General features: G+C 58.4%; 24 protein-coding genes. 2 read left to right on the forward strand and 22 right to left on the reverse strand.

Features of this window, described 5'->3' with window-relative positions:
- Window positions 1-9 precede the first annotated feature (9 nt).
- The 18 genes from ACM6IR_RS08130 to ACM6IR_RS08215 form a co-directional block, all read right to left on the reverse strand.
- On the reverse strand, window positions 10-2,991 hold the full coding sequence (locus ACM6IR_RS08130) for a phage tail tape measure protein (RefSeq protein ID WP_414907214.1): 2,982 nt from the start codon (window positions 2,989-2,991) through the stop codon (window positions 10-12).
- 27 nt (window positions 2,992-3,018) lie between these two features.
- Window positions 3,019-3,291: a DUF1799 domain-containing protein gene (locus ACM6IR_RS08135; RefSeq protein ID WP_414907215.1), complete on the reverse strand. Its 273-nt coding sequence runs from the start codon at window positions 3,289-3,291 to the stop codon at window positions 3,019-3,021.
- Window positions 3,292-3,338: 47 nt separating this feature from the next.
- A complete protein-coding gene (locus ACM6IR_RS08140; RefSeq protein WP_414907216.1) occupies window positions 3,339-3,722 on the reverse strand; it encodes a phage tail assembly chaperone in 384 nt (127 codons plus the stop codon).
- Between the two features lie 9 nt (window positions 3,723-3,731).
- Entirely contained in the window at window positions 3,732-4,379 is a 648-nt protein-coding gene (locus ACM6IR_RS08145) for a phage tail protein (protein WP_414907217.1), read from the reverse strand.
- A 70-nt stretch (window positions 4,380-4,449) separates the two neighbouring features.
- Entirely contained in the window at window positions 4,450-4,869 is a 420-nt protein-coding gene (locus ACM6IR_RS08150; protein ID WP_414907218.1) for a phage tail terminator-like protein, read from the reverse strand.
- Complete coding sequence (locus tag ACM6IR_RS08155; RefSeq protein ID WP_414907219.1) at window positions 4,866-5,522, reverse strand: hypothetical protein; 657 nt, start codon at window positions 5,520-5,522, stop codon at window positions 4,866-4,868. Before ACM6IR_RS08155 ends, ACM6IR_RS08150 begins: the two co-directional genes overlap by 4 nt.
- The gene (locus ACM6IR_RS08160) at window positions 5,519-5,890 is read right to left on the reverse strand and encodes a hypothetical protein (RefSeq protein ID WP_414907220.1); all 372 of its coding nucleotides are present in this window, start codon (window positions 5,888-5,890) and stop codon (window positions 5,519-5,521) included. Before ACM6IR_RS08160 ends, ACM6IR_RS08155 begins: the two co-directional genes overlap by 4 nt.
- A gap of 16 nt (window positions 5,891-5,906) precedes the next feature.
- The gene (locus ACM6IR_RS08165) at window positions 5,907-6,410 is read right to left on the reverse strand and encodes a DnaT-like ssDNA-binding protein (protein WP_414907221.1); all 504 of its coding nucleotides are present in this window, start codon (window positions 6,408-6,410) and stop codon (window positions 5,907-5,909) included.
- A 62-nt stretch (window positions 6,411-6,472) separates the two neighbouring features.
- Window positions 6,473-7,033: a hypothetical protein gene (locus tag ACM6IR_RS08170; RefSeq protein ID WP_414907222.1), complete on the reverse strand. Its 561-nt coding sequence runs from the start codon at window positions 7,031-7,033 to the stop codon at window positions 6,473-6,475.
- A 49-nt stretch (window positions 7,034-7,082) separates the two neighbouring features.
- Entirely contained in the window at window positions 7,083-8,051 is a 969-nt protein-coding gene (locus ACM6IR_RS08175) for a major capsid protein (RefSeq protein ID WP_414907223.1), read from the reverse strand.
- An 11-nt stretch (window positions 8,052-8,062) separates the two neighbouring features.
- Entirely contained in the window at window positions 8,063-8,773 is a 711-nt protein-coding gene (locus ACM6IR_RS08180; protein WP_414907224.1) for a hypothetical protein, read from the reverse strand.
- Between the two features lie 39 nt (window positions 8,774-8,812).
- The gene (locus tag ACM6IR_RS08185) at window positions 8,813-9,901 is read right to left on the reverse strand and encodes a minor capsid protein (protein ID WP_414907225.1); all 1,089 of its coding nucleotides are present in this window, start codon (window positions 9,899-9,901) and stop codon (window positions 8,813-8,815) included.
- Entirely contained in the window at window positions 9,876-11,330 is a 1,455-nt protein-coding gene (locus ACM6IR_RS08190) for a DUF4055 domain-containing protein (RefSeq protein ID WP_414907226.1), read from the reverse strand. Before ACM6IR_RS08190 ends, ACM6IR_RS08185 begins: the two co-directional genes overlap by 26 nt.
- Window positions 11,330-12,817, reverse strand: coding sequence for a terminase (locus tag ACM6IR_RS08195; protein WP_414907227.1), 1,488 nt, complete (start codon window positions 12,815-12,817; stop codon window positions 11,330-11,332). Before ACM6IR_RS08195 ends, ACM6IR_RS08190 begins: the two co-directional genes overlap by 1 nt.
- A gap of 1 nt (window position 12,818) precedes the next feature.
- Window positions 12,819-13,418 (reverse strand): hypothetical protein, encoded by a 600-nt coding sequence (locus ACM6IR_RS08200; protein ID WP_414907228.1) that lies wholly within the window; start codon window positions 13,416-13,418, stop codon window positions 12,819-12,821.
- 51 nt (window positions 13,419-13,469) lie between these two features.
- Window positions 13,470-13,928: a hypothetical protein gene (locus ACM6IR_RS08205; protein WP_414907229.1), complete on the reverse strand. Its 459-nt coding sequence runs from the start codon at window positions 13,926-13,928 to the stop codon at window positions 13,470-13,472.
- A 58-nt stretch (window positions 13,929-13,986) separates the two neighbouring features.
- Window positions 13,987-14,331 carry a hypothetical protein gene (locus ACM6IR_RS08210; RefSeq protein WP_414907230.1) on the reverse strand — a complete coding sequence of 115 codons (345 nt, stop codon included), beginning with the start codon at window positions 14,329-14,331 and terminating at the stop codon, window positions 13,987-13,989.
- Complete coding sequence (locus ACM6IR_RS08215; RefSeq protein WP_414907231.1) at window positions 14,328-14,657, reverse strand: MFS transporter; 330 nt, start codon at window positions 14,655-14,657, stop codon at window positions 14,328-14,330. The genes ACM6IR_RS08210 and ACM6IR_RS08215 overlap by 4 nt, the downstream gene beginning before the upstream one ends.
- Before the next feature lie 121 nt (window positions 14,658-14,778).
- Between ACM6IR_RS08215 and ACM6IR_RS08220 the strand changes: the two genes are divergently transcribed.
- Window positions 14,779-14,958, forward strand: coding sequence for a type II toxin-antitoxin system HicA family toxin (locus ACM6IR_RS08220; protein ID WP_414907306.1), 180 nt, complete (start codon window positions 14,779-14,781; stop codon window positions 14,956-14,958).
- 51 nt (window positions 14,959-15,009) lie between these two features.
- On the forward strand, window positions 15,010-15,435 hold the full coding sequence (locus ACM6IR_RS08225) for a type II toxin-antitoxin system HicB family antitoxin (protein ID WP_414907232.1): 426 nt from the start codon (window positions 15,010-15,012) through the stop codon (window positions 15,433-15,435).
- Between the two features lie 110 nt (window positions 15,436-15,545).
- Here the strand turns inward: ACM6IR_RS08225 and ACM6IR_RS08230 are convergent, their stop codons facing one another.
- The 4 genes from ACM6IR_RS08230 to ACM6IR_RS08245 all read right to left on the reverse strand — a co-directional run bounded on the left by ACM6IR_RS08230 (window position 15,546) and on the right by ACM6IR_RS08245 (window position 17,513).
- The gene (locus tag ACM6IR_RS08230) at window positions 15,546-15,749 is read right to left on the reverse strand and encodes a hypothetical protein (RefSeq protein WP_414907233.1); all 204 of its coding nucleotides are present in this window, start codon (window positions 15,747-15,749) and stop codon (window positions 15,546-15,548) included.
- A gap of 173 nt (window positions 15,750-15,922) precedes the next feature.
- Window positions 15,923-16,468 carry a hypothetical protein gene (locus tag ACM6IR_RS08235; protein WP_414907234.1) on the reverse strand — a complete coding sequence of 182 codons (546 nt, stop codon included), beginning with the start codon at window positions 16,466-16,468 and terminating at the stop codon, window positions 15,923-15,925.
- Window positions 16,465-17,046, reverse strand: a complete 582-nt coding sequence (locus ACM6IR_RS08240; RefSeq protein WP_414907235.1) for a recombination protein NinG — start codon at window positions 17,044-17,046, stop codon at window positions 16,465-16,467. The genes ACM6IR_RS08235 and ACM6IR_RS08240 overlap by 4 nt, the downstream gene beginning before the upstream one ends.
- Window positions 17,043-17,513 carry a hypothetical protein gene (locus ACM6IR_RS08245; protein WP_414907236.1) on the reverse strand — a complete coding sequence of 157 codons (471 nt, stop codon included), beginning with the start codon at window positions 17,511-17,513 and terminating at the stop codon, window positions 17,043-17,045. Before ACM6IR_RS08245 ends, ACM6IR_RS08240 begins: the two co-directional genes overlap by 4 nt.
- Window positions 17,514-17,564: the final 51 nt, after the last annotated feature.

Genomic DNA, 17,564 nt, shown 5'->3' on the forward strand with positions numbered 1-17,564 from the left:
GATTCCCCCTTAGGTGAGTTGCCCGCCGTTACGGCGCGCGAGTGCGATTTCCTGCTTGGCAACCACCGCCATAGCAGCCGCAAGACGCGCAGGATCTGGTATGGTGCCGCCACCTTCGCTGGCATCGACGTTGACGGTAATGCTCAGGGTGCTTGAATTGGCACCGCCACGAACGCCGAGGCGACCTTGCGAGTCTCGAGCCAGAGGGACGATCGCCTCAGGCCCAGCCTCACCCATCACGCCGGTTTTCCCGCTGGCCATCCCGAAGGTGGTAGGCGAACTAACAACGCCATTGGAGAACGCCCCGCCTTTAGCGAACATCTGCACGCCGTCAGACCAGGCCCCGCCTTTGGCTTGGGCGCTCGCCCAGTTTGAGTAGTCCGATCCGGTGTAGCCGGCCTGCGTCGACCCTGCCGACGAACCGCCGCCGAAGTAGGAACTCGCAGCACTGGTAGCCAGCCCAAACAACCCACTCAGAGCCGACGAGCTAGCCTGCCGAGTTGCAATGCGCGCAATATCCGACAGAACAGACTTTGCGAAGTCAGCAAACGACAGCTTGCCGGTCAGCGCGAAGTTGACGATCGCGTCTTCCATGGAGCTGAACGCGTTGGTGAACAGACTTTTCGTCTGCCCGGCCACATCGCGCGTCGATTCCAGGTAGTTTTCCCAGGCCGACGATGCGCCGGCGGTCCAACTGCCTTGCGCAGAGGTCATGTCGTCGTAGTTGGCGATCACGGTGTTGCGCAGGTCCTGCTGACTTTGTGCAACGGCCTTCAGCTTCAGGTTGTACTCGTCGAGGCTCATGCCGCGCGAGCCATCACCGTATTGGTTCGCCAGATCCAGTTTCTGCTGGTTGATGCGGTCATCGATGCCGTTTTGCTGATCCGTCAGCCCGCGCTGTCGATCGCCCTGCCCCAGGCTGGAAGCAGCGCGTAAACCTTGCCGTCGAAGTGTCTCGACCTGTTGCTGCAGCGCGCTGGTATACGTGTTGACGGCCAGGGTCTGCTTGCGCAGCCGGCCCTCTTCGTTGGTGGCAATGATCGACAGTTCGCTGTCGCTGTCCTGTTGCGCCTTGACCATGGCGGAACGAGCGTCCGAGATTTTTTGATCGATCTGGATGACCTGCGCTGCGGTGGTGCCCTTCTTGGTCTTGGCCGCTTCGAGCGCGTCGATTTCCGACTGATAACTTTGCGCGACCTCAGTGGCTTCCTGCTGCAGCAGACTGACACGCTGCTGGGTGAAACTGGCCTGGGAGATGACGCCGGCACGCTGAGAGGCTTCGAGTTCCTTTTCCGCGTTTTTGTAATAGACCAGCGTTTCAGCCAATACGTTTTTCGCGTCGTTGAAGCTGGTCAGATCAACACTACCGGCAGCCCCCTTCGGATCCTTGAATTTGTCGTTGAGGTTCGCCATGTTCTTGGCGACTGCAGCCGGATCAAGCCGGGAGTCGTTCGGGTTGACCCTCCGAATATCATCCAGGCTTTTCTTGTAGTCCTGAATCGCCTCAGCGCGCTTCTGCTCGTTGGTCAGCGAAGACTTAGTGATCGCGTCGACTTTCGACATAGCGACTACTGCACTTTGCTGCGCCTTGGCCTGCTCACCTTCGTACTTGGCAATGTCAGCTTCTGCGGCCTTCTGGTCCTCCAACATGTTCAGCCGATTGCGGTAGAGGTCGATCATTTCCTGCTTGTTTTGAAACAGGCCAACATCCCCAGACTCTGCTCGGGTCAGATCACGCTGAGCCTGCTCAATATCGGAGCCGATGTTGCTACGACCGATGTTTTTCAGGTTGTCAGCCGCACGCGCAACAGCGTTGTAACCCTTCTCCCAGAAACTCAGGTTTTCAAGGATTTTTGGCGTGCGCTCGTTGATCGCGTCCGCATACTGTTCGGTGGCCAATTTGACAGCGCCAGCATGGTCGCCCTGCTCTTCCAGAGCGGCTATCTGCGAATAAACCGAAGCAGTCAGGTAGTGATATTGCTCGTTTAGAGCCGCGGACGCCTTGACCGGATCGTCTGCCAGCTTCGAGAACTCGGCGACGGTTTCGCTGACAGCTTTGCCAGTAGCCTCCTGCATGGAGACTGCTGCTTTGGTAATGTCACCAAAACTTTCGCCAGCGATCTTGCCGTTGCCAGCCAGCAAGGCGAGCACTTCGGCCGCCTGTCCGGTTGTGCCGACAGTCGCACTGACCTGGCGGGCCAGCTCTCCCATTTGCCCTGCACTGACGCCGGCGAAATTCCCGGTAAGGACCAACGATTTGTTGTAAGCGTCCTGCTCTTCGCTGCCCTTGTAGTAGGCAACGCCCAATGATGCTACTGCGGCGGTTACCAGCGCGATAGGTGCGAGAATGGCCAGCAGGCCGGCAGCAGAAGCGCCGGCACCAGCACCCAGTTGAGCGACTGCGCGGACTCCGCTACCCCAATCGCCCGAAGAAAGCGCGTTGCCCAACTGAACAACGTTTTCTTGAGCCTGGCGCGTTCCTAGACGGAGCTTGTCGAACCCGGTAGTGGTTTTTTCGAGCTTGGCGTAATCCTTATCGATCTTGCTCAGCGACGAGTTGTACTGATCCTGACTGATGCGCCCGGCATCGAGGTGCTTACCCAACTGTTCAACCTGAGTGTCCAGCTTGGACATTGCTGCCTTGGCCGGATCGATTGCACTAAGCAGGCTGTTCAGTGCCTTCTGTTCATCGAGTGTCGACTTGGCCAGAGCCACTTGTTGCTTGTCGAGCTGTGCAGTGATCCTGGCGAATTCAGCCTCGCCATAAGCCCCGGTTTGAGTGAGTTTTGATAGGCCATCGCGCTGTTTGGCCAGTTCCTGCGTGGTGGTCGCGCCTTTCGACAGCGACCTCTCCAGCACCTCCATCTCTTTCATCAGCCCGACGGCGGATTGCTCCGCCCGATCACCAGACTTCGTCAGCTTGTCGAGATCGGTCGCAGCCTGGGCAGCATCAGCGGAGTCGACCTTGATGCCGAGTTCTGCAATGTTCATCGACTCACCTTGAATAAGTGCCCGTCTTCACGGGCTGTTGTCGCGGGCTTCGGCCATCGCCGCAATGGCTTCCGACTCCATGATGCGGATGTCCTGAAACACGCCGGGGCGATCCTTTGCAGGGACGCCGACGAGTTTCATCACGTCTGGCAGCACACCGTAATCGAGGCCGGTTGCGCCGCATGCACCTGTGCGCCATTGAGTCCCCATCGAATCCATGACGAGGAACGCCTTCCAGTTGTCCGGCCAAACTTCGAAAGTCTCGTCGTAGTCCTCCAGCGAAAGTCCGAACAATGCCAACTGTTCGGCTGAACCGGTGGGCTCGTATAGCGCACGGGCGGCGGCGGTTAGTTTCCCAGGCGGGCCTTTCCGAAGGCTTCGCTGTAGGCCTTAACCACCTCATCTGAAACGCCGATGCAACTCTTCACCAGCGCAGTAATTGACTCGTCGCTCAGCTCGTCGTCGAACCCCCAAGACACGACCAGGTCCTTGATTTGATCAGCGCCCTGCTCGACTTCGGCGGCGGTTACTTCAGCAAGAGTTGGCTGTACGCCCTTGAAGCGCTCACCGATCGCCTCCGCTTTTTCTTTCCAGGAGTCGAACAACTCAGCTAGGGCAGTACGGTCGCGATACTTGAAAGTGAACGGCACCATTGCTGGCTTGCCGCCCACCTGCGGAATAGCGACGTCGACGGTAAATGTCGGTTTCGGCGCGATGGAAAACTTTGCCATGAGGATTCCTTACGACAGGTAGCGGGTTGGCGAGGATTGCAGCGCCAGTGACACGGTCCGGGTTAGCAGATTGTTGCGGGACACGGACGGCTGGAGCGAGAACGAGGTGTAGGTGCCGTAGTACAGCTTGTCTGTGCCTGGTAGGTTCAGACGGGCCGCCTGCGCGGTCTGGGCAACGTCAGCGGCCGTCACGATTGGCACGTAGGCCAGAGTCGGATCGTCGGCAACAGTCAGCACCATGCTGGCGGCAGACTTATCGGTCGGCAGTTGGCGACCCTGTTGATCTTCAAGGAAGACAATGTCTGCGTAGTTCTGATCACCGCCGGAGAACGCTACGTCGGTGATCTGCGGGATTTGCACCCAAGTCAGCACTTTCTTCAGGCTGCCCACGCCGGAGCCGACCGGGTAGATCGCAGTACTGGTGGTGTCGATCGTTTCCAGAGTGATAGCGGTCGCAGTCGCAACCTTCACACGGACAACTTTGTTGTTCAGCGCAGTCCAGCCGGAGGTGACCAACAGGATGTCGCCGGCCACCAAGGTCGCACCGACAACGGTACAGATTGCTTCGGAGGCGTTGGAGATGGCCGAGAATGCGAGTGGTGCTGCGTAGGTAGCGGCGTGTTCGAACGTCGCGCCATTGGGGAGCTTGTAACCCATGGGGGTTTCCTCTTTACAGAAATGACAAAACCCGCTCAATGGCGGGTTCTGGGTTTGCCCAATGGGCGAATTAAGTGGTGGTGTCAGCCCGGTACTGGAACGAAACCGGCAAAGCTAGGGCGGTGTCTTCTTGCTGCTCAGGGCCTGGGTCTACAGGTGTCATCACCTGGACACTGAAGTCTGTCTTGGTCAACTGATCGTTGAGCGGGTACAGCGCGGCCAATTCGTCGGCCAGTCCCTCTGCTGCACCGGTACCGCCGCCAACAGGTGTCACGATCGTGACCTGAAACACGCCCGTGTACAGCCGATGGGCTCCAGCCAGGTCATTGCTGTTTGTGCCAGCAGGAAGCAGGAACGCACGAAGGTAGGTTTCGTTCGCCGTCGGTGTGAAAACGACGTTCTGATAAGCAATGCGCAAGACAGGGCTGCGCGAGGCCGCCCACGTCTTCAATCGACCCTCAAGCAGGGAGCGGATGATTTTATGGCTCATACCTGATTGTTCCTGATGGCTTCATCGACGATCTGCTGGAAGCGGGCCACGGTGATTCTCACCATTCCGCCTGGAGCCTGTTGCGAGTGCCCGTATTCCAAAGGAATCGCGTATGGCAGGTTGTTGATGAGGTACGCAGTCTGGCCGGCGGTGAAGTCGCAGACCGCTGAAACCAGCGCTGCGATCGTCTCCTGGCCGCTCGGGTCAGCCTCGTCGAAGGTCACGTTCTCGACGACATCAATTGAGAGGTGCCAGTTAGCCCGAAACCGCCCGCCGACGTAATCCTTGCCGGCGACCAAACCGTTCACGTTGAAGTTCTGGTCCCGCTCGGCTTTGGTCAGTGGCTTGGCGTACTTCACGCCAGCCTTCAACTTTCCGGACTTGGTGAAGTTGCTGTCGGTCAGGTTGATGACCGTGTTGCGGACCGCCACCTTGAAGTCATAGTCGTCTGCTGCCCGGGTGTTGGCCGAACGGTGCGCAACGTTCGCCGCCCAGATTTCAGGGTTACCCACCGGCGACATGCGGATGACGCTGCTACCTACCTCGATGATGATCTCGCGCAGGCTGGCGTCGATGGCTTCCGTGGCCTGGGCCGCGAACTCGGCGAGGCTCAGCGCGAAGCTACCTGACTGGCCGGCCCCTGCTCGGCTCATGATCGCACCTGCAATTCGTACAGGATCGGCGTGCCGGCTGGGTTGATCTCTTTCAATGGCGGGACGATTGACCAGGTTCTCCCATGGACAATGACCTTGTTCAGCAGGTCAGGCACCCACGCCAACCCCTGCGCGGCGATCTTGAGCTTCTTGTCGCCCTGCTTTATGAGGCTGTTGTTCTGGAATTCTTGGCCGGTGAAGTCGAGCAGGATGCCTTGGGCTATCTGCTCGGTGACTGTGTCAGGCGGCGCACTACCGGCGTCAGGGTCGTACTCGCCGACGGTGGTCGCCCGAATGATCACGGGCTGGCCGAACTCTGTGATCATCTCCAGAGCCATCGCGGCCATTTCGTCGTAGAAGGTGGCCATGAAAGCTCCGTTGCAGCTATGCGCGGACGGCGAACAGGCCCCGCTTCTGTAGGTAATCAGCAAACTGCGTGGCGCTCGGACGATCCGGCGCTGCTGGCAGCAGCCTGTTACTGGTGTTTGGGATTGCAGCGTACTGGCGCGTTACCGCCCCCTCGACGCGATCCAGTAGAACCGCCCCTTTGCGCTTCTCTACGGGGTCGATATCGTCCTGATGAATCTCGGCGGCCAAGGCCATCTGGCCATACTGGATGCGCGCAGGCAGGTAATTGTCGGGCTTGATCTGGCAGTCCAGTTCAACACCCCGGCGCGGCCAGGCCAGAGACTGATCGCTGTCCGTCTTGCGCCCCTTCCAGGTCTTTCCATCCATCGCCAAGGCGGCCCGTCGAAGCAGCGCTTCTTGTGCGACAACATCGGCAGGGATTACCACACCGAACTTCACGGCATACATGGCCAAGTCCGCGGCGCTCGCGTAGCTTTCGCTGTCTGGCTTGCCGGTGCCGTCCTCGATGATGAGTGTCATGGATCAACTCGCAGGATTGAGTTTTGAATGATTGGCCGCCGAGTTACCGGCAGCCAGCAGTATCACGCCTTGGGCAGATCAGCGACGAGCTTTTCCAAGGATTCTTTCGAGGCGTTGGCCCGGTAGGTCACGCCAGCAGCGTCGAGTTTAGCCTTCAGGGCTTCGACTTCCGCGCCTTCGCCCGCCCTCAACTCGGCGAGCTCATTGCGCAGCGTCTCGTTTTCCGTTGCGAGATCGTCACGCGCATCGGCCAGCTCAACCATTTGCAGGCGAATTCCATCGAGCGCATGAAACAGACGGATTGCGAGCTCGCCGGCTTCCGGCTTTTCAATCTCTCCGACGTCGAGCCCATCGATTACAGCTCGGACCGTATCGCTTTCAATCCGCAGCTTGCCGATCAGCTCTTCCAGTTCCGCCTGGTTGTCACCAGCACCAACAACCAGCACCAGATGCTGCTGGACTTCCTTCAGCGTGACTTCGGGCGTGTTGTCGGCTTCATCGTCGCGACTCTCGGTAACATTCGCGTCGATGATGCGTAGACCTGCCTTCTTAGCCAGCGCCTTCACGTCTTCATGGTACTGGTGGAACGGCCCCGGGAGATACCAGATGTTCTTGTTGCTCATGATCATGTCCTCGCTGAGCCGGACGTAAGTCCGGCTCAGCCATCAGCGGTTACTTGGAGGCATCACCGATCAGAGCCACACCAGCGGTGTGCTTGATGCTGGCAGCGGTTTTGTCCCAGTTGGTACCGGTCGCCAATTCAGCATCGGTCGGCGAAGCGCCGCCAGCAGTGGTGTCCCAGGTGTAACCCTTCATGCCCAGGCCGAAGGTGTAGTCGGTCTGAATGGTGGTTTCGATGCGACCCTTGCCGTTGGTGGTCTCGACGTTCGAGATGATGTCTCGGTTGTCGTGAACCAGCGCAGCGCCAGACACCAGGGACAAGATGATTTCCTTGTTTGGAGTGCCTGCCTGCATCAGCGCAGGGGCATCGGTCACGATGGAAATCTTGCCCAGAATGTCGACAACGCGAACGTTGCCAGCGAGGAACAGATTCGCCGAGTTGACCAGGCCTTGGCCTACCAGCTTGTGCCAGGTCGAGCCCTGCATTACTTGGGTGACCAGGTTCTGGCTGGAGTCGCCGAACTTCGCGTGCGAGTTGTTCAGCGCCGATTGGGTAATGCCCAGAGTGGCCGACACATCGTTGGTCGCAGCCGCCTGGGCGGTGATCGCAGCCACCAGTGCTGCAATGGCAGTGTTCAGTTGGTCCTTCAGCAGAACTTCAGCGAACGCACGGCTGGCGACCTCAATGCCTTGCGCGGTTGGGCGCTGCAACCAGGTCATCTGGGCCGGCTCATAACGCAGCGGGCCGAAGCCGCCGGCAATTTTCACCGAGGTGTTTTTCAGCTCGGTGAGGTCGGTTGCGCTCACGGTGTTGTTGGCTGCGTAACGATCAACACGGCGCTGAGCGGCGGCCAGGTTTTGGAAGAACGACTCCTGCAAGAAGTCGCCAGTGAAGCCGTCTGGAGACAGCACAATCGCGCCGTTGCTTGCCTGGTTGAACGCATCGGTCATCTGATCGAGCGTTTCCAGGGTGGCAGGCATGACGAATTCGTTGAAAACCTGCATTTGAGCCAGAGACATGAATTAATTCCTTACTTGAGAGGGAGATCGGGGAACCGGCTCGCAATTGCTGCCTGTCGTTCCTCCTTGGTGCCGCCAATTTTTCCTTTCGCGGCCCCGCCGCCATTCCCAGCACCGTTGGCCCCGCCACCAGATGCCTTGCTACCTGCGATCAACGGCGCGAACGCCGTGTCGTTTGCGAATTCTGCTTTCAGCTCATCAAGCGTTGCCGCCGAGAGTTTGCCCTGCTGGTCGAGCACTACCACAACAGGCTTCCCGTCGCGCTGCTCGACGCTCAACCGGCGTTCGATGTGCGGCAACAAGGCTTTTGCGCTGCCCGGGATTGCCAGAGCAGACGCGATATCAGTAGCGGTACGGCCGACAGTCAGATCCCGGATCTGAGTGCTCAGCGTTCCTCGTTCCTGTTCCAGCATGCCGTTCAGTTCAGCTTCGCGGCGGTTGTATTTTTCAGACCAGGAGCGCTCGAGTTCTTCGACATTGCCGGACTTGCGGGCAGCCTCTTCGCGCTCCAGGCGAGCCTGGTCTTCGGCATCCTTGCGAGCCTTCTCGGCAGCTTTCTTCTCGCCGAGCAGTTCTTCAACCTTCGACTTCAAGCCTGAAACGTCTTCAGGTTGTGGCAGACCTTCAATGCCGAGTACGAACTTGCCGTCCTTCTCGGTGTAAAGAGCGCGCACGGTGTCATCCACCCCTTCCAGAGTGTCCAGCTGATATTTCAAACCCATTTTCTTGTCTCCCAGAGACGTTGGTGCAGGCCCTGCCTGCTATTTGATGCCCGCCCGCTCGAACGCCAGAGGCTCAAGAGCCTTCATCTGCACAAGGGTCAGAGGTGAAAAGTTGCGATCAAGCTGCAGCTCGGAAAATCGTTCGATGCTCAGGCCGCCTTCGCGGAAAAGCTTGGCGCGGACCGGGCCGATAGCCTTGTCCTGAAACGCCGCCGGCTGCTGCTGGAGCCAGTCGTAGTACGAAAGCTCTGCCCTAACTTGCTGGGCGCCACCATCACCGATGGATGCGCGCGTGGCGTCCTTGGCGAATAGAGCGCTGAAGCGAGTGACAGCCACCACCGTAGAGCGGCAGTTGATGTGGATCGGCGGACGCGGCCCTTCAGTCAGCTTGAAGCGCTGCTTGTCGAGCGACCGGCACTGACTGGTCGTCTTCGAATCCAGGGTGCTGACCCACTCCACCGCCTGCACGACATCGGAGTTCTCTTTCAGCGTCTCCATGCGCGCCTGGGTGGCGACGTGCTGTACCGCAGTCCGCACCACGGCACCGGCATTCCGGTTGGTCGTGGCCAGGATGCCGTCGTTGTACTGGAGCGTCTTGGTCCCGCGAATGTTCTTGATGATCTGAAAGTTCGTCTGGCCTTCGAAGAAGCCCTGCCGGATCGCGCCAGTGAGGCGTTGTCGCTCGGTGGCGGTGAAGCCATCAATGAACGACTTGAGCAGCTTGCCGCCATCAGCACCGCGCACGCTAAGCGGGTTGGTGAGGATGGCCGCCCTAATCGCAGCAGCGCCAGGCACCGCCGCATCGAACGACACGCCGACCGGTGCCGCCCGGGTCAGGCTGGTCGCTTCGAACTCGGCCTCGTAGTTTGCAATGTCGATCAGGTCGAGGCTCAGCTTGTCGCTGTAGCGGTTGAAGATACCCAGCAGCAGGCTGTCCACTTCACTCAGCAGCCGCTCTAACCTGACGATGGTGTAATCCGTCAGATCGGTCCGAGTCAGCCGCTCGCGGATCGAGCGGTCAATCTCCTTGAGGAAAGGCCCGAACTTCGCGACCTCCCCTGACTTCAGTTGTTCGAGGAAAACTGCGTGCCGAATCGTGGCATCAAGGATTGCTTGGTTTTCCGCCATTCGATGTCACCTCGTCCAGGCCAAGGCCGGTACTGCTGGTTTCCAACTCACCCCGGATCTCATCGTCAGTCTTCTCAGGGTCGATCACCCCGCGGTCACGCAGGTACTGCCAGAAGTCCGACTCGGGAAGCTTGCCACCCTGCACCGCATTGAACAGGCCGGTGAGGATAGTTGCGTCGAGGCTGATCTGACTGAAGTCCTGGTTGAGTTTGTAGAGGGTTTCGCCGGTGACGTTCGCAAACTCAGCCATCCAGACCAGACACTGGCTGTAGGCCTCGCTGACGTTACTCACCACCAGCGAAAGGACGCTGTGTTCCGCGGCGCTGTCGTTGTCGGCCTGGGTTGCAGTTTTCACCGCGCTGCCGCGTTCGATCAATCTGGCGCCGAGCGACACCATGTCCTCTTTCTTACTGTCCATGGCCTCTTTGGCAAGTGCGTTTGGCTGAGCTTGCATCATTCCGCAGGCACCGCCTTGGGGAAGCAACCACGGTGCTCGCGATCCAAGGTAAATGCCTTCTTTCTCCAAATGATCCCGCCATTGATCACTGAGCCCGGACATCCACGGCTGAGGCTGGCCCACCAAGTAGGCTGCCTCTTCATAGTCTGCACTGTTTCGATAATGGCCGATGTTGATTTCGGCCATGTCGTACAGCGGCGAATCGTCGATGCTGGTGTCGTTGTTCTCGCTGCCAAGGAACTGAAACGGAATGACACGCCATGGCTGACCGGTGCCATTAAGAGGCGTAAAAGGAGCGATGATCATTGCCGCCTGGCTAGAGCCCTCTTCCCAAACTTCCTGCGTATAAACGCCCGTCACGTCCAGGCGCAGCACCCGGTATTGAACGACCTGCTCGCTGCCGAATCCGTCATCGGTATCGACGTCGACCGTTTCGCGCAACACGACCAGACTCAGCAGGTGTTGACCACCTACTTGGCGAGTCTTCCAGTTGATGATTGCCTCGGCCGGATAACTGGCGATGCTCGCCCGGGCGCGTCCAGCTTGCTCATCTGCTCTGCTCACGGTGCCGGCCACGACGGCCGCGTAATCCACCAGCAGGCCATGCCGCCCAACTTCGAGCAAATGCCCGATGACCGATTGCGACTGCTGGTAGACGCTCACGCCCTGCCCGTCGATATCCTTCGACACGTAGTCGAGGGCGCCAGGGACAGTCAGCGTCGGCCAGGTGCGAAACACTGCACCCACCAAACTGTGTTTCGTCCGTCCGGTTGCGTTGTAGAACACTGCACGCTTCTTGTAAGCGTCGTAGCGTTCCCTGTTGTCTTGGCTTGTGTCGGCAGCATTGGGCCGTGGCAGATACACATCGCCAGCGGCCTTAATGGTCTCCGAGCCTTTGCAAACGTCGCGCACCAAGCGCCAGCGGTTTTTCGCCGCGACATACTCGGGGCGAGTGAAAGTGACGTCGCTCATCAGCGTGCGAATCCCATTTTGATTTTGGTGGCCGGCTTCCTGGCGCTCTTCGCTACAGCGAAGTACCGGAAACCGTCGGAGCCGTGAGAGGTCCAGTCATGAAGCGGCCTGTCTTTCCAGCAGCCACGTTTGTCGTCCCATTCTTTGCGGTAGTTCTCGATGCAGTTGATGCCCTGCTCGCACTTCGCCTCATCGAACACGCAGAGCGGAAGAATCTCCCGCACCGCCTCGATGCCGTCGTTGATGCCGATCTTCGGGACCACCTGGAAAGTCATTTGGTACTTCTGCCCGTCGATCTCGTAGCCCTCTTGGGCCAGTTCGCGGCGGGTCTTGGCATCGCTGCCAAACTCCCGGTTGTCGATGTCGTGCGGCCCCCAGTGCTCGGAATAGGTGTAACCCTTGTCCTTAAGCACCTTCATGTAATGCCGCAGGCCTTCGCCTGAGTTCTCGTAGTAGTCGATGACGTGATACTCGGTGCCTACCTGGCGCACGAACCAGATAGCCGTGGAGTCGCTAACGCCGATGTCCCAGAAGGTCATCACCGGCAGATGGCTGTTGTTCGGTATCGCGCCAATACGCTGCTGGGCGTAAAGCCTAGTCAGTTGCTGCGCGTAATAGGCGCCTTCGACCGACTGCTGGAAGGCTTCGACAGGGATAGACGGGTATTCCCGCTTCATATCATCGCCGAGCGTCTTCTCCTTGGCGGCGTACCAGGCGCGCTGGCCGTCGTTCGTGACGATCCCATGCTTGGCGCGCAGCTCGTTGAAGTAATCGGTCAGGCGTTGCGGGATGACCACATCAGTGGGATCGAGCCAGTAAGCCTTGTTTTTCCACCAACTAAAAAAGAAGAACTTCCAGTCCAACAGGCCCAGGGGCACGCCGGCCAGTTGCTGGCGTTCCGCGCTCTGCGAATAGTCGAAGAAGTAGCCAGCCCGGCCTTCTGCCGTCGATTCAATCGTGACGAAGCAGTCGGTGGCCACAGCCTCGAATGCACCGGTGACGATCTCTCTGGCCTTGTGTGGAAACTTGGCGCAGATCTTCCCGAATTCGGACACATGCAGGTAACGCAGCGTGCCGCCCCGGAACGAGGTACTGACGTAGAGCGAACCGCCTTTGCTGAACACTAGTTCGCCGGCAGCGTCGTTGCTTGCCGGATTGGCCGCCCTGACTTCCTTGGGCAGGTTGTCGTAGGCGTACTTCACCTTCTCGCGGAACAGGCGCTTAGCGTCGTTCAGGGTGTGAGCGATCAAGGCGCACTTGGCCGACTCGAACAGAGCGGCGTCCAGCTGGATGATGCAGCACTCAGTGGTGAAGCCGAGTTGCCGCGCCTTCAGGATGATGTTCCGAGTGTGCATCCCGTCGAAGTATTCGATCTGCTCGTTCGTCATCCGGAAGCGGACCTTCTTGCCCTGCTTATCCGTGATGAAGTAGAGATTGTTGATCCGCCAACGCTTATCCCGGAGCAGCTTCAGATGCTCGGGCTTCATGTCAGGCTTCCTTCGATAGATCGTCCATCAGTTTGGACAGTTCGTCCGAGTCTCCGGGCTGTTCTTTATCGTCCAGGCCGAATGCCTGGCGCTCAAGGACCTGCAAGTTCTTCATCGCCGAGGAAAGCTGAAAAAGTGTCTTTGCGTTGCTCGGCAGGCCTACCGCGGCAAGCATGCTGCCCCGCCGAATGCCGCTGCTGTCTTCCTTGGTCTCTTCATCGATCGCTTCTTCGATGGACTCTCGCTGCTGAATAGTCATCAGCAAATCATCCATCAGCAGGTTCGCAAGGCTCGTGGCCTTGCGAATGTCGCGACGATGACTGCGAACTACTTGAGCGCCCTCTTCTGCGGCCTCTTCGATGATCTCTGCATCAAGTTCGCAGTTCGCGCCTTGGCTGTTGCGAACCTCTCCGCGAACCAGCTTGCTGCGAACCTCTTTCCTGACTTGATCGGATAGGTCTCTAACCCACCCTAAAGTCTTAGCCTTCTTCCTGATCGCGGTGTCGCTGACACCCTGCCGTTCGGCAATGGTTCTGATGGAAAGCGAACCGGCCCGGTAGGCGCGTTCGATTGCCTCCCAGTCGGGTTGCTTGGTTGTCATGGGTTCGCTCTGATACTTGAAATGGTGACGGGTTGAGGCTATCAGTGAGACTCAATCCTTCGAGGGCAATAACATGCCAACGACTGAAGAATCGATAATCGCAGCGGCAAGACTGCGCGCCGCCAACCGGGGAGAAAACGAGGCGATGGCCGCGGCTTCAGCGCTTGAAGCCTTGGCAGTACTGAAAAAGTCTTTAACGGGAGAAAAGTACCAAGAGGCTCTCGAACGACTATTTCTCGAATACTCAACCTCTTGATCTGCCGGTGCCGCAATCACCTGCGGCACACCTAACCCAAGGAACCCACCATGCCAAGATTTCAGGTCGTGCCGCCACAGCAGATAAAGATAGTTCAGGGCATAGTTGCTAAGGATGACGACTGGACACCCGCATTTGTCGCTATCAACTACCACATCATCGACAGCCAGACCGGAGCCTATACAGGCGACCACTTCGAGCACGAAGAAGATGCGGAAGCTCGCGCACGCGCACTGAACCAAGCGGTGGAACAATAGAGGCATCCTTACCAGTTCGCGCCACAATTTGCCGACTCGCGAAACGTGTCGCGGCTTATGATTTGCGCCGATCAATTCCACCGGGCGCCTTGTCACAACCCATGCAGTGCTCACAGTTCAGCGCACGACAGAGCCAGGCTTTCACCTGCTGCCACCAGATAACCATGAAAATGTGGCGGATGCCGGCCAGTGCTAGAGACACATGCAGTGTTACACCAGCAGCGGTGGGCGGCAGTATGAAGTGATCGTTGCGGGCCAGGATTGCGTACCCACTAATCGCGATTGCGGCGTAAATGACCTTGCCCACCACACCATCACGCACCTTCTCGCTCAGCACGCACCAGGTCGCCCACAAACCAATCAGCCCGCAGGCAACTGCGTTCAACGTTTCGTAGGTCATGGTGGATTGCCTCCCCCGAACCTCTGGCGGATGAATGCCCAGATGTCGGCGGCTTTAATGGCTCGGGTAATTGCGGCTATGAGCGATCCGCCGAAGGTACCCAGCAGGAAGCCGACACCGGCAACACTGCGCGGCTCAACCACTCCGAAGTAGGAGCTGACCAAGCCAGTTAGGTAATGGGCACAGACCGCACCCGAGAAAATGAAGATCGCCCAGGCCTTTCGGTCTACCAGGTCCTCTCGATGCCACCAGCTCGCGGCGACGGCGCCAAGCAGGCCAGCAAATGCCCAGCTGAGCCAATCGACCAAGCGATGAATAACTTCCATGCGCTCGACCTCTCAGTTGCATGTGATGGGGAATTTGAAAAAATCGAACAAGTACCACAAAAACGTTGTATTACCACAAAATAGTGGTAAAGTGGACTCATCCAAACAACGAGGCGAGGTGATGAAATTCAGCGAGTTCAGACGATGGTTGAAGGCCCAAGGGGTGACCTTCGAAGCAGGCAAAGGAAGCCACTTCAAAGTCACCGCCCCAAACGGCAACAAGACCACCTTCGCGGATCACGGCAGCAAGGAAATTCCAGAACCGACCCGCAAGGCGATCATTAAACAACTGGGGCTCTGAGAGCCCCTTCACCACATCTGAACGCTGGACGATCACCTCCAAGGAGTGACCATGTACGACTATGCAATCCGTTTTGAGAAAGACACGTGTCCGGGCCTGGCGGTGTACTGCCGGGATCTTCCTTTACTGAACAGCTATGGCGATGACCGAGAGCACGCCATCAGCGAAGCCGTGGATGCCATCGAAACAACCCTTTCCATCTTCGTCGATCAGCGCCGGACTATTCCCGCGGCATCTGCACCAGAGGCCGGCGAGGAAGTCATTCACCTACCAGCGGTGACGGTGGCAAAGATCGTCCTGTGGAACGAGATGATGGCTCGCGATATGCGCAAGGCTGATCTGTGCCGTCTTCTCGGGCTGGCTCAGACCCAGGGTGATCGCCTAGTCGACTTCCTGCACACCTCGAAGATGGAAGCGATCGAAAAAGCTTTGGCTGCCCTGGGCAAACGCATAACGGTGTCTGTCGAGGCAGCCTGAATAAAAAAGGCCGTCAGGTGGCGGCCAAAACCGCTGGGGAGCGGTGTATGAGGGATACAAAAAAGCCCCGCACGATGGCGAGGCTTTTTTAGAGAAGTCAGATTTCTAGGTCAGGCGTCATTCCACTTTTCAATGTTGCCCTCCCACCCTTCACGATTATCCTTTTCGTACTCGTCCTCTTCGTCTTCGTCCATTTGATCTTGAAACGGAGACTCATAGAACGGGTCGACAGGCTCCTCGTCATCGTCTTCTATGGCAAAATCGCCATCGTAAACACGCTCGACATCGGGCTCGGACTCGTTAAAGTCGGTCATTTTAACGCCTCACATAAAGCTGGTTGGACGTTCGCTATATAGAGATGAGGCGACCCCTTGTCAATAAAAAGCCCGACTCATTGGCCGGGCTTTTTGTGTCAATCCCTAACGCGCAAGATCGACAGGATGGGCAAATACTCTCTTACTTTCTCACTCATTGCAATGGCTATTTGCTACGCCGCGCAACTTTCGATCAAACCCTCTGTATCCAGCAGCTCCTGAGCGGCGGTGAGCGCTTCGTTCACCTGGTCGTCTAATGATTTGCGGATGTTCGAACGCCACCGGTACCGGGTCGATTCCGGCTTTCCGTCGTTGTCCCAGTTTGTAATGTCGTACCAGGCAGCGGGCAGCACCGCGGCTGAACGCTTGCCATCAGCGCCTGCTACTTGGGGAATGGCCCAGGTCAGCACGGCACACTCCCGGAATCGTTTCGGTGCCGGCGTGCGCACGGAGTTCAGCAGTTCCAGAATGGCGCCGTGCTTGCGCTCTTCGTGCGTCGAATACTTCGCTACCAAGGCCCGCCAGTGTGCCGGCGTGAGCGCTTTATGCAGTCGGCCGAACACCCAGCAGTCCTGGAGAAACGCAGCCTCTTTCCCGACGATCTCCCCCTTCTGCTTGGCGCATTGGACCTTAGGCTCGAAATCACACCCGCCAGCCGAGTTGATGGTTTCGGCGGCGAGCGACCGAACAACTGCTGAAACAACGTTGCGATAGGTCATGCTGCTCTCCCCTTCAGCTCTCTTGTCTTTGCCCGATACTCGGCGGTCATCGCCTTCAGCTCATCGACGGTGTACTTCTTCGGCTCATGCGGACCTTCGAGCCAATCGACGGCCTCGGTGCCGATCCGCTTAACCAGTGCGATGCGGTAATTCACGATGTTCCCTGACAGCTGGGTGTTGCACGGTGAACACTGGCGGTGGCAGTTCAGCGGCTCAAAGCGCAGTGCAGGGTTGCTGCCGACAGTGCGGTAATGTCCGGCGTCGTACTTGCCCTGGTGGTGCCGGCCGCAGCTGATGCACGGCAACTCGGCGTCACGGGCGCGCACCCAAGCGTTAAATGCGATCTGCGTGTCTTTGAGGTGGTCCGCCCGGCTCTTGAGCTTCTCCTTGCGAACCTTGATTTCGCGGCGCCCGATCGCGGCGAGCTCTTTGCGTTTCTTCTCCTGCCTATCTCGGGCGATCACGACGGCGCAGTCTGGAGAGCACCAACTCTGAAAGCTTTCCTTCGGGACGAATGAGGCCCTGCACGACGTGACACTGCACTTCTTCGGCCGAGGCTGTTTTGCTGGAAAACTCATGCAGCCACCTCGCCCAGAAGATCAGTGAACACCACGCCGCGCTCAGTGAAATCAGCCACGATCCGATCGGTGTAAGCGATGCCCTGGGCGCGACTGAACAACCGAGTCACCGGGAATCCATCCGGACCAAACAGCGGGCAGCCCCCCATCAGATCCAGCTTTTCCGCGTAGGTCAGGTGACGCATGGTCCGGTACCAGCCGTTGCGGAATTCGTCGTCCTCGTTCAGCAGGATCTGAACCCCGAAGTGCAGCTTGCAGTACCGGCGGGCATCCTCGACGTCGCCGATCTGCGTCATCTGCGCGATGCGCTGGTACAGGGCGAACCAGAGGGCGTTCTGATCGAGCGTGCGATCCTTGCCCGGGCGAAGGGACACCACAACGAACTTCTTCTCGCGGAACATGGCGCTGAGGCAGGTGATCGCCTCAGTGAGTTTGGCCTGGCTGTTGACGCTGATCTTGTCGGTCATGCCGTCACCGCCATCGTGATCAGAACGCAGAACACGCCAATGGCGAAACCG

The organism is Pseudomonas sp. IT-P253, assembly GCF_949768125.1.
Taxonomy (GTDB): Bacteria; Pseudomonadota; Gammaproteobacteria; order Pseudomonadales; family Pseudomonadaceae; genus Aquipseudomonas.

Coding starts and splice junctions, on each gene's coding strand:
- ACM6IR_RS08130 (WP_414907214.1), bottom strand. CDS start 2,991: ATGAACATTGCAGAACTCGGCATCAAGGTCGACTCCGCTGATGCTGCC.
- ACM6IR_RS08140 (WP_414907216.1), bottom strand. CDS start 3,722: ATGGCAAAGTTTTCCATCGCGCCGAAACCGACATTTACCGTCGACGTC.
- ACM6IR_RS08145 (WP_414907217.1), bottom strand. CDS start 4,379: ATGGGTTACAAGCTCCCCAATGGCGCGACGTTCGAACACGCCGCTACC.
- ACM6IR_RS08150 (WP_414907218.1), bottom strand. CDS start 4,869: ATGAGCCATAAAATCATCCGCTCCCTGCTTGAGGGTCGATTGAAGACG.
- ACM6IR_RS08155 (WP_414907219.1), bottom strand. CDS start 5,522: ATGAGCCGAGCAGGGGCCGGCCAGTCAGGTAGCTTCGCGCTGAGCCTC.
- ACM6IR_RS08160 (WP_414907220.1), bottom strand. CDS start 5,890: ATGGCCACCTTCTACGACGAAATGGCCGCGATGGCTCTGGAGATGATC.
- ACM6IR_RS08165 (WP_414907221.1), bottom strand. CDS start 6,410: ATGACACTCATCATCGAGGACGGCACCGGCAAGCCAGACAGCGAAAGC.
- ACM6IR_RS08170 (WP_414907222.1), bottom strand. CDS start 7,033: ATGAGCAACAAGAACATCTGGTATCTCCCGGGGCCGTTCCACCAGTAC.
- ACM6IR_RS08175 (WP_414907223.1), bottom strand. CDS start 8,051: ATGTCTCTGGCTCAAATGCAGGTTTTCAACGAATTCGTCATGCCTGCC.
- ACM6IR_RS08180 (WP_414907224.1), bottom strand. CDS start 8,773: ATGGGTTTGAAATATCAGCTGGACACTCTGGAAGGGGTGGATGACACC.
- ACM6IR_RS08185 (WP_414907225.1), bottom strand. CDS start 9,901: ATGGCGGAAAACCAAGCAATCCTTGATGCCACGATTCGGCACGCAGTT.
- ACM6IR_RS08190 (WP_414907226.1), bottom strand. CDS start 11,330: ATGAGCGACGTCACTTTCACTCGCCCCGAGTATGTCGCGGCGAAAAAC.
- ACM6IR_RS08195 (WP_414907227.1), bottom strand. CDS start 12,817: ATGAAGCCCGAGCATCTGAAGCTGCTCCGGGATAAGCGTTGGCGGATC.
- ACM6IR_RS08200 (WP_414907228.1), bottom strand. CDS start 13,418: ATGACAACCAAGCAACCCGACTGGGAGGCAATCGAACGCGCCTACCGG.
- ACM6IR_RS08210 (WP_414907230.1), bottom strand. CDS start 14,331: ATGACCTACGAAACGTTGAACGCAGTTGCCTGCGGGCTGATTGGTTTG.
- ACM6IR_RS08215 (WP_414907231.1), bottom strand. CDS start 14,657: ATGGAAGTTATTCATCGCTTGGTCGATTGGCTCAGCTGGGCATTTGCT.
- ACM6IR_RS08220 (WP_414907306.1), top strand. CDS start 14,779: ATGAAATTCAGCGAGTTCAGACGATGGTTGAAGGCCCAAGGGGTGACC.
- ACM6IR_RS08225 (WP_414907232.1), top strand. CDS start 15,010: ATGTACGACTATGCAATCCGTTTTGAGAAAGACACGTGTCCGGGCCTG.
- ACM6IR_RS08230 (WP_414907233.1), bottom strand. CDS start 15,749: ATGACCGACTTTAACGAGTCCGAGCCCGATGTCGAGCGTGTTTACGAT.
- ACM6IR_RS08235 (WP_414907234.1), bottom strand. CDS start 16,468: ATGACCTATCGCAACGTTGTTTCAGCAGTTGTTCGGTCGCTCGCCGCC.
- ACM6IR_RS08240 (WP_414907235.1), bottom strand. CDS start 17,046: ATGAGTTTTCCAGCAAAACAGCCTCGGCCGAAGAAGTGCAGTGTCACG.
- ACM6IR_RS08245 (WP_414907236.1), bottom strand. CDS start 17,513: ATGACCGACAAGATCAGCGTCAACAGCCAGGCCAAACTCACTGAGGCG.